The sequence below is a fragment of the Allobosea rubneri genome, from assembly GCF_032464875.1.
Taxonomy (GTDB): Bacteria; Pseudomonadota; Alphaproteobacteria; order Rhizobiales; family Beijerinckiaceae; genus Allobosea; species Allobosea rubneri.
The window spans coordinates 1-13,289 of record NZ_JAWDID010000089.1 but is presented as its reverse complement, the minus strand read 5'-3'; the positions used below and the strand labels follow the sequence as shown (position 1 = coordinate 13,289).

Annotated in this window: 11 protein-coding genes and 1 rRNA gene; 2 read left to right on the top strand and 10 right to left on the bottom strand. The window is 66.6% G+C overall.

All coding sequences use genetic code 11. The features are described 5' to 3' along the window. Nucleotides 1-94: ribosomal RNA gene (gene rrf, locus RKE40_RS28465) — 5S ribosomal RNA — on the top strand; the annotation flags it as partial. Between the two features lie 121 nt (nt 95-215). Here the strand turns inward: rrf and RKE40_RS28460 are convergent. The 9 genes from RKE40_RS28460 to RKE40_RS28420 all read right to left on the bottom strand — a co-directional run bounded on the left by RKE40_RS28460 (nt 216) and on the right by RKE40_RS28420 (nt 11,357). Continuing rightward, complete coding sequence (locus RKE40_RS28460; protein WP_316021528.1) at nt 216-1,481, bottom strand: NAD-dependent epimerase/dehydratase family protein; 1,266 nt, start codon at nt 1,479-1,481, stop codon at nt 216-218. Then, the gene (locus RKE40_RS28455; RefSeq protein WP_316021527.1) at nt 1,478-2,647 is read right to left on the bottom strand and encodes a DegT/DnrJ/EryC1/StrS family aminotransferase; all 1,170 of its coding nucleotides are present in this window, start codon (nt 2,645-2,647) and stop codon (nt 1,478-1,480) included. The genes RKE40_RS28460 and RKE40_RS28455 overlap by 4 nt, the downstream gene beginning before the upstream one ends. A gap of 191 nt (nt 2,648-2,838) precedes the next feature. Further along, nucleotides 2,839-4,155 carry a glycosyltransferase gene (locus tag RKE40_RS28450; protein WP_316021526.1) on the bottom strand — a complete coding sequence of 439 codons (1,317 nt, stop codon included), beginning with the start codon at nt 4,153-4,155 and terminating at the stop codon, nt 2,839-2,841. Nucleotides 4,156-4,280: 125 nt separating this feature from the next. Beyond that, nucleotides 4,281-5,147 (bottom strand): hydroxymethylglutaryl-CoA lyase, encoded by an 867-nt coding sequence (locus RKE40_RS28445; RefSeq protein ID WP_316021525.1) that lies wholly within the window; start codon nt 5,145-5,147, stop codon nt 4,281-4,283. A gap of 1 nt (nt 5,148) precedes the next feature. Then, nucleotides 5,149-5,853, bottom strand: coding sequence for an ABC transporter ATP-binding protein (locus tag RKE40_RS28440; protein ID WP_316021529.1), 705 nt, complete (start codon nt 5,851-5,853; stop codon nt 5,149-5,151). Between the two features lie 2 nt (nt 5,854-5,855). Then, the gene (locus RKE40_RS28435; RefSeq protein ID WP_316021524.1) at nt 5,856-7,634 is read right to left on the bottom strand and encodes a branched-chain amino acid ABC transporter ATP-binding protein/permease; all 1,779 of its coding nucleotides are present in this window, start codon (nt 7,632-7,634) and stop codon (nt 5,856-5,858) included. Further along, a complete protein-coding gene (locus RKE40_RS28430) occupies nt 7,634-8,551 on the bottom strand; it encodes a branched-chain amino acid ABC transporter permease (protein ID WP_291640011.1) in 918 nt (305 codons plus the stop codon). The genes RKE40_RS28435 and RKE40_RS28430 overlap by 1 nt, the downstream gene beginning before the upstream one ends. Nucleotides 8,552-8,761: 210 nt before the next feature. Beyond that, nucleotides 8,762-9,964, bottom strand: coding sequence for an ABC transporter substrate-binding protein (locus tag RKE40_RS28425; protein WP_316021523.1), 1,203 nt, complete (start codon nt 9,962-9,964; stop codon nt 8,762-8,764). A gap of 70 nt (nt 9,965-10,034) precedes the next feature. Further along, nucleotides 10,035-11,357, bottom strand: coding sequence for a hydroxymethylglutaryl-CoA reductase, degradative (locus RKE40_RS28420; protein ID WP_316021522.1), 1,323 nt, complete (start codon nt 11,355-11,357; stop codon nt 10,035-10,037). A 159-nt stretch (nt 11,358-11,516) separates the two neighbouring features. Between RKE40_RS28420 and RKE40_RS28415 the strand changes: the two genes are divergently transcribed. Next, nucleotides 11,517-12,956 (top strand): aminotransferase-like domain-containing protein, encoded by a 1,440-nt coding sequence (locus RKE40_RS28415; protein WP_316021521.1) that lies wholly within the window; start codon nt 11,517-11,519, stop codon nt 12,954-12,956. Between the two features lie 80 nt (nt 12,957-13,036). Here the strand turns inward: RKE40_RS28415 and RKE40_RS28410 are convergent. Continuing rightward, a partial coding sequence (locus tag RKE40_RS28410) for a CoA-transferase (protein ID WP_316021520.1) occupies nt 13,037-13,289 on the bottom strand: 253 nt, incomplete at its 5' end.

Below are 13,289 nucleotides of genomic sequence, written 5' to 3'. Positions count from 1 at the left end.
CCAGAACCCGATCCCATCCCGAACTCGGCCGTTAAACTCCTCAGCGCTGATGGTACTGTGTCTCAAGACCCGGGAGAGTAGGTCGTCGCCGGGCCTGTCAAGGATATACCCTCATAACAATGATGAAATTGAAAAAAACCGCCGCTTCAGATCCTTCTGGGATCCGAAGCGGCGGTTTTTTTGTTTTCTGACTCGTCCCGGGCTCACCGGCCGGATCAGGCTGCGACCGCCATCACCGTCTCGAAGGTACGGGCCAGGTTGGACGCACGATCCGTCAGCGTCAGCGACTCCTCGGAATATTCAGTCTCGAGGCCGAAAAGCATGCCGATCATCGAGACGATCGACAGCAGAGCCCGGCCGGGCGCAGTCTCTCTGACCGCAGCTGCCACGCTCGGGCGCCCCGTACCCTGAAGCTCGGCCTGACGGGCGGCAAGCGGGGCTGCCTCCCCGACCGGTAGCGAAGCGGTACGCGCCACCAGCCCATAATCCAGCACGCGCGCCATCTTGATCAGGTGGCGATACCAGGCCACCGTCTTCGTCACGAGGCCGCGCTCGACCTGGCCTGCCTCGAGCGCACGATGAATCTCGCGCACGCCGACGGGTATGTCCACGCAGGCGGAGAAGCCGAGGACCTTTCTGGCCTTCTCGAAATTGACGCTGTAGTCGCGCTTGTCGGCATCACCGGGCGCGAACTGGACCTGCACCGGCGTCGGCACCGCCTTTCTCACCGCTTCGCTCAGTTCGATCATGCGGAAATTCGCCAGGCCGACATTGAAGACCTCGCCGCCGACAGCATCGGCGTTCGCTTCTAGCGCGCACATGAAGGCCCTGGCGGCGTCCTGGACATGCACGAGCGGCCGCCTTTGCCGCCCGCCGCCGGTCACCACGATCTGGCCGCGCTCGAAAGCGCTGAGGGTCATCACGTTGACGACGAGATCGAAGCGCATCCGCGGTGACAGGCCGAATACCGTCGCATTGCGCAGCGCCACGGTGGTGAACCCCGGCCGGTTCATCGCCCTGATCGCCTCTTCGGCCTTTGCCGCAGCCTGGGCATAGGCCGTCAGCGGGTTGAGCTCGCTGTCCTCGGCGAGGTCCGCATCCCCGCCTGCGCCATAGACCGAGCAGGATCCCGAGAAGACATAGCGCTCTACGCCGGCGCTCTGCGCGCTGCGTGCCAGATCGACCCGGCCCTTCTCGTTGATTTCCCAGGTCAGCTGGAGGTCGACCTCGGCTGCCGGGTCGTTCGACAGGCCCGAGAGATCAAGGACGCCCCAGCATCCTTCCAGCTCCCGAGCGCCGAGATCCCTGATGTCGATCGTCTTCAGATCGAGCGCCGGGTGGCCGGCATAGCGGCCAAGCGTGCCTACGCCGAAGAAGAAGCGATCCAGCGCCCTGATGCGATATCCCGCCTCCAGCAACCGGCCGACGAGGACGGAGCCGATGTAGCCACCGGCGCCGATCACCGCAACTGTCTTGCTCATAGCGCCGCCACTCCTCTCTCTTCGATTGCATGGGAAGTCAGGGACGGGATGACCTCGTAGCGCAGTACGTTCAGGACGTAGTCCTGCTCCTCCTCGGTCAATGTCGGGAACAACGGCAGGCACAGCGTGCCTTCACCCCAATCGAGCGAGACCGGGAAATCGTGCCGTTGCACCGCGGGGTCGTTTCGATACAGGCTGAGCTCAGTCACGCTGCGGTAGTTCACCGTCGCGCCGATGCCCTGGTCGTTGAGCGTGCGCATCACCCAGTCGCGCTGCCCGCCGGGCACATGGATCGGGAACAGATGGCGGGCCGAGACGACGCCCGGCTCGATCGTCGGGACGCCCAATGGCGTTCCTGCGAGGCTGTCCTCGTAGCGCTGTGCCAGGGCCTCGCGCCGCGCCAGTCTCTCATCGACGGTATCCAACTGGGCTTCGAGCAGCACGGCCAGGAGATCAGGAAGATTGGCCTTGGTGCCGAGGCGAGCCACGTCCCAGTGCTGGTAGCGCCCGCCCGAGAAGCGCTGGGCTGCAGCTGCCGACATGCCGTGCAGCACCGTCTCCTTCAGATTGGCGGCGAGTTCCCCGTCGTTCGTGACGACGGCGCCGCCCTCGCCGCAGGTGACGTTCTTCGTCGCATAGAAGGAGAAGATCGCGGCATCACTGTCCTGGCCCGGCCGGCGCCCGTTGCGTGTGCCTTCGAAGCAGTGCGCGGCGTCCTCGATGATCCTAATCTCCGGCCGCAAGGCTTGGCGCAGCGTGGGGATGTCGACCATCTGGCCATAGAGGTGCACCGGGATCACCGCCCTGGTCCGCGGCGTGACCGCGGCCTTGACCAAGGCGATGTCGATCAGGAGCGTCGAGGGCTCGACGTCCACAAACACCGGTCTTGCTCCGACCTGCTTCACGACATTCGCCGTCGCCACGAAGGTCATCGCCGGCACGATCACCTCATCGCCCGGTCCGATTCCGAGGGCGAGGAGGACGGCCACTGCGCCCTGCGTCCAACTGCTGGTCAGCTTTGCGTGGGAAGTCCCGAAAATGGCGCAGAGCTGTTCCTCAACTCGGGAACAACGCTGTCCGCTCGTCAGAAATCCACTTTCGATAACTTCAGCGACCAGTGTCGCGCTGCTCGCCGGCAATGAATGACGGTAAAACGGCACCCGCATGCCCGCCTCCCGGTCAGAAACTAAATTTTCAAGAACGCTCAAGTATGGAGAACGTAATATCGCCCGCTCAGAATAAGTTCACGGAAACTTAGGGCAATCAACGAAATAGCTTTTACGAGTAACGGAAAATACGGATTAGCTATCCATAATGAATTGAAAGGAGAGGTAATCCGTTTTTGCCATGCCCTTCTCTAGTGCGTCCGGTGTTGCTGAGAATGGGCTGGCGGGTGTCCGGCAATCGGCTCGCCGCAATAGAGATCGCGCAGGGAGGCGGCAATCGTCGTCCAGTCCCCGGTCGCCAGGGCGACACGATAGGCGTTCTCCGACAATTTGCGCCATTGCGCGGGGGCGATCTTTTCCGCGGCGTGCATTGCTTCCGCGACGGATTCGGCGCTGAGACCGGAGATGGCAAGCCCGGCACCGCCCGCTTCGACCTGGCCGAGGAGTCCGGTTCCTTCCGACAGTATGAGCGGCAGGCCCATGAGGCCGGCTTCCATCAGCGCCAGCGGCATATGGTCGAAACGCGACGGCGCCACATAGAAGTCCCACTCGCTTGCCGCCGCGACCTTGTCCTGCCCGAAGCGTGGCCCTTCGATCGTGCACATATCGGCGACGCCGAGCGCAGCGCACATCTCAGTCAGTTGCTGATGCGTCTGCCCGCTGCCGAACAGCGCGAGCCGACCTTTGCCGCCAGAATGGCGATAGCGTGCGAACCCCGCGATCAGCAGATCGAGGCCCTTGTGTTCGATCGCCAGACGCCCGAAGAACCCGAAGGTCGGAAACTGCGGGGACGGATTGCGGCCGGTCGGAGCCTGCGGAATGCCGTCGATGCTGCTCGAATAGACGGCATTGGGCAGCAGCGCGACCTTTGCGCCGGGTACCAGCCAGCGCACGACGTCGGCTTCATGCGGCGTCAGGGCGTGCACGAAGCGTGCGGCGTTCAGCGCAAACTGCTCGAGGAGCTTGATGTAGAGCACGGCTCTCGGGCGCTCCAGCTTGCCATCCAGGCTGTAAATGTGGCCGAAGCGGCTATGGGCGGTGACGCCGAAGGGCAGACGGCGCCGGCGCATCGCGCGCGAGATCGGCAGAAGCAGCGGCTGCCTGACGCCGTGAATGTGATAGAAGGTCGAAGGACCGCTCTCGGCGAGGATCGCCTCCAGCACGTCGCGGTCGAGCCCAATATGGCGCCCGAGGACCTGGCGCCCCCGCAGCGGCAGGATCTGGGCCGGAAGCCCCGAAGGCACCTCCGGCGCTCGCCCCGGAGCTGCGAGGAAGATCAGGCGCGAGCGGTCCCCCGCATGGATCTGTTCCAGCGCGAGTTGCCGCGCGACCTGATGCAGGCCGTTGGCTCCCGAAGGATGGTCGTCGGCCTCGTCGAAGATCAGATGTCTGATGTCGAGTGGCCGACCCCGCAGGCCACGCTCGGAAGTCTCCCCAACCAAGCTCATTGCCCAACCCACTGCTTGTCCGATCCCGCAATCGGCGCCGCACACACTGAAGAAGCCCACGCAGTTGACGTTAGGTACAATCGTCGACGTTCGCTGGGCGCCGAGATAGTGCGCGGAAGGGGTAGTCAGAGTGGCGAGTGGGTTCGCTGTTGGAATGCCTTTCGGAAGTGGGAAGTGCCGACCTGCTATTGGGCGGTCTGGCGCAGACGCGTTCCGATCCATCGTCCCGCTTGTTCAAGCGCCGAAAGGTCGATGCCGGTCGAAACGCCGATGGCTTCGAAATGCGCGACGAGGCGCTCGGTCGCCAGATTGCCCGCGGCTCCGGGCGCATAGGGGCAGCCGCCGGTCCCGCCCACCGCGCCGTCGAAGATGCGCAGGCCGAGTTGCCAGGCTGCTTCGACATTGGCGATCGCCTGGCCCGAGGTGTCGTGGAAATGCCCGGCGAGCATGGCGGCGGGCCCGCGCAGCAAGGCCGCCTCGACCATGGCTTGGGTCCGCGCCGGAGTGCCGCGCCCGAGCGTGTCCGACAGCGCGATCTCGTTGCAGCCGAGCGCGAGCAAGTCGGCTGTGACCGCTGCGACCGCCTCCGGCGCGATCTCGCCCTCATAGGGACAGTCGAGCGCGCAGGAGACGTAGCCGCGCACCGGCACGCCGGCGCGTTGTGCAAGCGCCATCACCGGCCGGAAGCGCGCAATGCTCTCGGCGATCGAGCAATTGGTGTTCTTCCGGCAGAAGCTCTCCGACGCCGCGGTGAACACGGCCAGCGCTAGCGCGCCGGCGGCGAGCGCGGCCTCGGCGCCTTTCTCATTGGGGACCAGGGCCGAGTAGACGACGCCAGCTCGCTGGGGAACGCCGCGCATCACTGCGTCATGGTCGGCCATCTGCGGCACCCAGCGCGGCGAGACGAACGCCGTCGCCTCGATGCGGGCGAGGCCGGCCTCCGCCAGCCTGCCGATCAGCGCGAGTTTGTCGGTGGTGGCGATCGGCGTCTTCTCGTTCTGCAGCCCGTCGCGCGGGCCGACCTCGACGATGATGACCCCGCGGTCCGCCATCTCAGGCTCCGAGATAGGCGGAGCGGACGCGCTCGTCGCGCAGCAGCTCGGCGCCGGTGCCAGCGAGCGTGATCGTGCCGGTCTCGATGACATAGGCCCGGTCGGCGACGGCGAGCGCCTGATTGGCCATCTGCTCGACCAGGAGGATGGTCATCCCTTCCTCGCGCAGCCGGCGGATCACGGCGAAGACCTCGCGGACGATCAGCGGGGCGAGACCGAGCGAGGGCTCGTCGAGCAGGAGCAGCTTCGGCCGCGCCATCAGCGCGCGGGCGATCGCCAGCATCTGCTGCTCGCCGCCCGACAGCGTACCGGCGAGCTGGTCCTGGCGCTCGGCGAGCCGCGGGAAGATGCCGAAATAGCGCTCGATATCGGCTTCTATGCCATCCTCGTCTCTGCGGGCATAAGCGCCGAGCACGAGATTGTCGCGCACGCTCTGGTCGCCGAAGACCATGCGCCCTTCCGGCGAGTGGCCGATGCCGAGCCGGACGCATTCATGGCCCTTGATGCCTGCGATGTCGCGCCCTTCGAAGCGGATCGCGCCGCCGGCGACCTTCACCAGCCCTCCGATCGCCCGCATCAGCGTCGACTTGCCGGCGCCGTTGCCGCCGATCAGCGTCACCACCTCGCCTTGCCCGACCCGCAGCGAGATGCCTTTCAGCGCCTCGACCGCGCCGTAGCGGACCTTCAGCCCTTCGATCGCGAGCATGCTCATGCGGCCTCGTCCTCTTCGGCGCCGAGATAGGCGGCGACGACCTTGGGATCCCGGCGGATCGCCTCGGGCCGTCCCTCGGCGATCAGCGCGCCGTAGTCGAGCACCAGCACATGCTGGGAGATGCCCATGACGAGATCCATGTGGTGCTCGATCAGCAGCACGGTGACGCCGGCCTGCTGGATGCGGCGGATGACCTCGCCGAGCTCATGCGTCTCCTGCGGGTTGAGCCCGGCCGCCGGCTCGTCGAGCAGGAGGAGCTTCGGCTGCGAGGCGAGGGCGCGGGCGATCTCGAGCCGCCGCTGCAGGCCATAGGGCAGGCTCTTCGCCGGCTCATGGGCGCGCTCGCCGAGACCGAGATCGGTCAATAGCGCCAGGGCATCGGCGCGTGCCTTGGCCTCCGTCCGGCGGCTCGAGGGCAAGCCGAGCAGCGAGGCCGCAAAGCCGGTCTCGATATGCAGATGCGCGCCGAGCAGGACGTTGTCGAGCGCCGAGAGCTCGCCGAACAGCTTCAGGTTCTGGAAGGTCCGGGCGATGCCGAGCCCGGCGACGCGATGCGCCGGCAGGCCGACCGTCTCGCGCCCCTCAAAGCGGATCGAGCCGCCATCGGGCGCGACATGGCCGGAGAGCAGGTTGAGCAGGGTCGTCTTGCCGGCCCCGTTCGGGCCAATCAGCGCATGGACCTTGCCGGCGCTGATCGCGAAGGAGACATTGCGGACCGGCACGATGCCGCCATAAGCCTTGTAGAGGTCCTTGACGACGAGGAGATCGCCGCTCGCCGGCGCTGATGATGCTGCCGCCAGCGCGCTGTGGCCGGAAATCTCGGACTTGGTTTCGGCAGGTTTCCGCCAGCGGGCCGCAAGCCCGGAAACCGCGCCGGCGATGCCGTTCGGCATCAGATAGAGCGAGAACAGCAGGAGCGCGCCATAGGTGAAATGCTGCAGTGCCGGCCAGCGCGCCAGCCAGGCGTCGAGTAGCGTCAGGATCACCGCACCGAAGATCGGCCCGTAGAGCGAGCCCGAGCCGCCGAAGATCACCACCACGAGGAGCAGGATCGACAGGTTGAAGGTGATGAAGTCGGAGTTGAAATACTGGTTCTGCTGGGCGACCACGGCGCCTGCGAGCGCGCAGGTCACGGCCGAGATCACGAAGGCCAGCGTCTTGGCCCGCACCACGGAGATGCCGACCGACTGCGCCGCGGGTTCGGCCATCTGCACCGCGAGGAAGGCCCGGCCATAGCGGCCGGCGAGCAGCGAGCGCAGCATCAGATGCGTCGCGATGCACAGCGCCCCGACGAACCAGACCCAGTGCAGATTGGTGAAGCTCACCCCGCCGAGCGAGGGCGGGCTGATGCCGTAGAAGCCGGCCTGGCCCTTGAAGATGTCGGTCCATTCCGTGACGATCTTCTCGACGACGATGCCGAAGCCGATCGTCACCATGGCGAGGCTCGGGCCGGAGACGCGCACCGATGGCATCGCGATGACGAGACCGAAGATCGCCCCGAAGACGCAGGCCAGCACCAGCGACAGCCAGGGGTTGATGCCCCATTCGATATTGGCGATCGCCGCCGTATAGGCGCCGACCGCGAAGAGCCCGGCATGCCCGAGCGATTTCTGCCCGGCATAGCCGACGAGCACGTTGAGGCCCGCGGCGGCGAGATAGTTCACCCCGATCGTGAACAGGATCTGCAGGTAGAAATCGTTGAGTGAGAGATAGGGAACGAGCGCCAGCGCTGCCGCGAGCGCCGCCACCCCGATGGCGTGGCCGAGCGCCGGCATCAGATCTTCTCCACGCTGCGCGCGCCCATCAGCCCGCTCGGGCGGACGACGAGGACGATGATGATCAGCAGGAAGATGGTGATCTCGCGCATCTCGGCGCGCCAGAGCCCGACCAGCGCCTCGACCACGCCGAGCAGGAAGCCACCGAGCATGCAGCCGCGCGGGCTGGTCAGCCCGCCGACGATCGCGGCCGAGAAGGCCTTCAGCGCGACGCCAAGGCCGATGAAGACCGAGGCGGTGGTGATCGGCGCGATCAGGATGCCGGCGAGACCGGCCAGCGCCGAGGAGATCACGAAGGCGAGGATGACGATGGTCTCGACATTGATGCCGACGATCGCTGCCGCCTGAGGGTTGAAGGCGACGGCCCGCAGCGCCTTGCCGAAGCGCGTCTTGCGCAGGACGATATCGAGCCCGACCATGACCGCGACTGCGACGACCGCGATCAGCACCTCCTGCGGCCGGATGCCGGCGCCGGCGATGCGCCAGACATCGCTGCCGAGCGGCGAGGGCACCGCGATCGAGGCCGGGCCCCAGATCGCAAGCGCGGTGTTCTGCATGATGATGCCGAAGCCGATCGTGCTCAGCACCCAGTTCAGGCCGCCAGCCCCGACGAAGGGCTTGATCGCGCAGTAATAGAGCGCAACGCCGATGGCGCCGACCACCACGACGCTGGCGATCGTCGCCAGCACATAGGCGGTCATCGTCATCTCGGCCTGGGTGAGATTGCCGAAGTGCGGCTTGCCCGCCGCCAGCAGCAGGAGCGAGACGCCGACCAGGCTGCCCGGCACCAGGAAGGCGCCCTGGCCGAAATTGAAAGTCTTGGTCGTGGCGTAGGTGATGTTGAAGCCGAGCGCGATCAATCCGTAGATCGCGCCCAGCGCCAGACCGCTGGCCAGAGCCTGAAGGAATGCCGTCATCGTTTCTCCGCCACGACTCAGGTCGTTTGCGCCATTATCCTGAACAGCCAGCGCGTGGCCGCTACCCACCAATCCGTTTCTACTCACACGCCGTCATGCTCGCCCTTGTGGCGAGCATCCACGTCTTGAACACCACATGCGATCAGTGAAGCGAAGACGTGGATGGTCGGGACAAGCCCGACCATGACGGAGGAGGCCTGCTGGAGCGGCTCAGCGCTTGAGATCGGCTGTCGTCAGCCCCTTGACCACGACGTCGTCGAGCTTGACGACACGGCCGTCCTTCCACTGCGCGAGGTGGAAGTCGGCGACGCCGAGCGCCTCGTGCTGCTCCTTGCTGAAGGGCTTCTCGTATTTCTTGATGATGCCCTGGACCGCGCCGAGGTTTTCGAGCGCCTGCTGGACCTTCGGCCCTTCGGTGCCGCCGGCCTGCTTGATCGCGGCGGCGATCAGCATCACCGCGTCATAGCCCTGTGCGGCTGAAACGAAGGCCGGCATGTTCGGATGCTTGGCCATCAGGCGCTTGTGCAATGCCGCGGCGCGGTCGCTGGCGTCCTCGGTGGTCGACGCCGCGAAGATCGTCTTCTCGGCGAGCTTGGGGCCGGCGATGTTGATCAGCGGCGTGTTGATCGAGCCCCAGGTCGAGAGCAGGCCGGGGTAGTAGTCCATCTTCTCCATGCTCTTCAGCACCTGCGCGGTGGCGTCTGCCAGCGAGCCGGTGATGATCATGTCGGCGCCGGCCGCCTTCAGCTTGGCGAGCTGCGAGGTCATGTCGGTGTCCTTCGGGCCGAACTTCTCGATGCCGACCGGCTTGATGCCATGCAGGGCGAGAATTTCCTGAAGGTCCTTGGTCGCCGCCTGGCCGTAGCCGGTGGTGTCGGCGATGATCGCGACGTTCTTGGTCTTCGAGGCCTTGACCGCATAGGCGGCGAGCAGAGCGAGCTGCTCGCGGTCGACCATCGAGACGCGGAAGATGTAGTTCTGCGGCTCCTTGGCGTAGCGGGCGGTGATGTCGGTCGCGGTCGCGACATGCGACACAACCGGCACCTTCTTCTGCTGCGGGATGTGCAGCCAGGCGAGCGCGTTGCCGGAGTTGGTCGGGCCGACCACAGCCGCGACCTTCTCGTTGTCGATCAGCTCGTTCATGTTCTGGATCGACTTCGGCGGCGCGCCGGCATCGTCGCGGACGACGCCGACGACTTTGCGGCCGAGCACGCCGCCTTGGGCGTTCAGATCCTCGATCGCCGCCTGGAAGCCGTAGAGGCCGGAGAGGCCGAGCTCGGCGGCGCCGGAGGCCGACTGGTCGGCATTGTAGCCGATCTTGATCTCGTTCTGCGCGAAGGCCGGCAGCGAGAGCGCCATGCCGGTCGAAACCAGCAGGGCGCCCAGCGCGCGGCGCGAAATCAGGGTGTTCATCAGCGTTCCTCCGGTTGTCGTCCGCTTTATGCGGTTCTGTGGTGAGAGTTGAAGGGAATAGGGCGCAGGGTCAGCCGCCCTTGCGGCGCTCGGCGAGCAGCTCGCGGGCGCGGTCGACGCGGACATCGTGTGTGCGGGCGAGCTCGGCGGCGATCGCCTCGATTTCGGCGCCCTCGGCCCCGGCGACGATGGCGATGTTGCGGGCATGCAGCGCCATATGGCCGCGCTGGATGCCCTCGGTCGCCAGCGCCCGGAGTGCCGCCATGTTCTGGGCGAGGCCGACCGCGACGGTGACCTCCGCCAGCTCCTGTGCCGACTGGACGCCGAGCAGGCGCAGCGACCATTGCGCCAGCGGATGCGTCTTGGTGGCGCCGCCGACCAGGCCGAGCGCCATCGGCATCTCGATCGAGCCGACGAGGTTGCCGTCCTTGTCTTCCTCCCAGGTGGTCAGCGAGGTGTAGCGGCCGCTGCGGGCGGCATAGGCATGGGCGCCGGCCTCGATGGCACGCCAGTCATTGCCGGTCGCGACAACCACGGGGTCGATGCCGTTCATGATGCCCTTGTTGTGGGTGGTGGCGCGGTAGGGGTCGATCGTCGCGAAGGTGTAGGCGTCGAGCATGCCGTCGATCATGCGCCGGCCGGAGAACTCCTTGGTCGCGAGCGCCGCCTCGGGAATGGTGACGGTGGCCCGCGCGAGCCGGAGATCGGCGAGGTTCGACAGGATGCGCAGGCGCACCGTGCCGCCGGTGATGCGCTCGACGATCGGCGCCACCGTCTCGGCCATGGTGTTGACGGTGTTGGCGCCCATCGCGTCTCGGACATCGACGAGCAGGTGCATCACCACGATCGGCCCGCGCGGCGTCTGCGGGAAGACATGGACCTCGATGCCCTGGCAACCGCCGCCGAGCGAGACCAGCACCTTGTCCTTGGCATTGGCGGCGGCGACGATCTCGGCCTGCGCCGCCAGCAGCTTGTGGCGCGCGCCTTCGGGATCGCCGATGCCCAGCAACTGGACCTGCGCCCGCATGATCGGCCGGTCGCTCGAGGTGCGGAAGCCGCCGGTGCCGCGGGCAATGCGTGCCATATAGGAGGCGGCGGCGACGACGGAGGGTTCCTCCACCGCCATCGGGATCAGATAATCCTTGCCGTTGACGGTGAAGTTGGTGGCGACGCCGAGCGGCAATTCGAAGGTGCCGACGACGTTCTCGATCATGCCATTGGCGAGATTGAGCGGCAGCCCGCCGGGCTGGGCGAGCAAGGCGCGGTCGGCATCGGCGAGACCGGCGGCAGCGACGGCCTCGGACAGTCGCTCGGCGCAGCTCAGATTGCGATAATTCTCGATGCGCGAATTCACTGTGCGCGCGGCATCGCCGCGTGCCTGGGCCGTCGTCATGTCGTTTCCTCCCCAGCCGGGGTTTTTGCTGCGCCGCGTTGGAGATCGACGCTTCTTCGATTGACAAGCTCGGACAATCGCGGAAGAGCGGCAAGGCACAATTTCTGCAATGTCCCATTCTCTGTACCAGTCGATTTACTGGTACAGGTGCGAGGTCCGATGGACGAGCAGGCCGAAGGCAACCGCACCGGCGCGATCGTCGCGCGCATCGGCCGGATGATCGACGAGGGGCTGCTCCAGCCCGGGCGGCGCATGGCCTCGCTGCGGAGCGCCGCGGGCGAATACGGCGTCTCGAAGAACACCATGGTCGAGGTCTATGACAGGCTCGTCGCCAGCGGCCGGCTCGAGGCGCGGCGCGGCGCCGGCTTCTACGTCCGCGCACCCGGTCACCGTCCCAGCGATGCGCCTCCGCCGCACATGACCGAGGCGATCGACATCGTCTCTCTGCTGCGCGAGCAGCTCTGCCAGGTCCATCCCGTCCGTGTCGGCGACGGGCGCCCGCCATCCTCCTGGATGGAGGACTCCGAACTCGGCCGGCACTTGCGCCTGCGCGGCGGCAAGGACGATCTGCCGGTCAGGCACGGCTATGGCGATCCGGTCGGCTATGGTCCGCTGCGGGCCCAGATCGGGCTGATGCTGGCCGAGCGCTCGATCCAGGCCTCGCCGGCGCAGATCCTGATGACCTTCGGCGTCAACCACGCGCTCGATCTGATCATCCGCCATCTGCTGCAGCCCGGCGACACCGTGCTGGTCGACAGCCCTGGCTATTACCCGCTCTTCGGCAAGCTGAAGCTCGGGCGCATCGAGATCGCCGGCGTGCGGCGCCTTGCCGACGGGCCGGATCTCGACGATCTCTCAGCCCAGATCGCCCGGCACCGGCCGAAAATCTTCTTCACCCAGTCGCTGGCGCATAATCCGACCGGTGGCTCGATCGCGCTGCCGGTCGCCCATCGCCTTTTGCAGATCGCTGCCCATCACGACCTGATCATCGTCGAGGACGATCCCTTTGCCGATGTGATGCCGGCCAGCGCGCCACGGCTCGCCGCGCTCGACCAGCTCGAGCGCGTCATCTATGTCGGCACCTTCTCCAAGACGCTCTCCGCCAGCCTGCGCATCGGTTATATCGCCGCGAGCCCGGCGCTCGCCCGCTCGCTCGGCGACATGAAGATGCTGACCGTCGTCAACTCGTCCGGCTATCTGGAGCGGCTGATCAGCGACCTGATCGCCAGCGGCCAGTACCGTCACCACCTCAAGCGCTTGGGCGAGCGGATCGGCAAGGCGACGCGCAGCGCCTTCGCCAGCCTCGACCGTCTCGGCCTGCCGATTTTCGCGCGCCAGGGTGGCGGCTATTATCTCTGGGTCGGCCTGCCCGCGCAGCTGGACGATCTCGCGCTGGCGCGCCGGGCCTCGGAGCAGGGCATCTTCATCGCGCCCGGCACGGTCTTCCTGCCCGACAGGCGGTCGGGCGAACTCGATGCCGGCCTGGGCGGCATGCGCGTCAATGTCGCCTATGCCGACGATCCCGCCTTCGTCGCCTTCCTCCAGAAGGAGCTCGGCGACTTCGCCGCGACGGCCAATACTGCGGCCGACCGGCCGTAAGGGGCGTTCTGGTCCGGGCTGCGTCGTGCGAGAGGCTGGGCCGCCTCTCGCCATCTGCCTTGCCCCTCGCAAGACCGGCTTCAGGCGTGCTCGAATGTCGCCGCCGTCTTGGCCTTGACCTCGTCGAGGGTGACGCCGGGGGCGAGCTCGAGCAGGGTGAGGCCGCCCTTTGCCTTGTCGCAGGCCATGACGCAGAGATCGGTGATGATCAGGTCGACGACGCCGGCGCCGGTCAGCGGCAGGGTACAGCGCTCCAGCACCTTGGAGTCGCCATGCTTGTTGGCGTGCTCCATGACGACGACGACCTTCTTGACGCCGGCGACGAGGTCCATG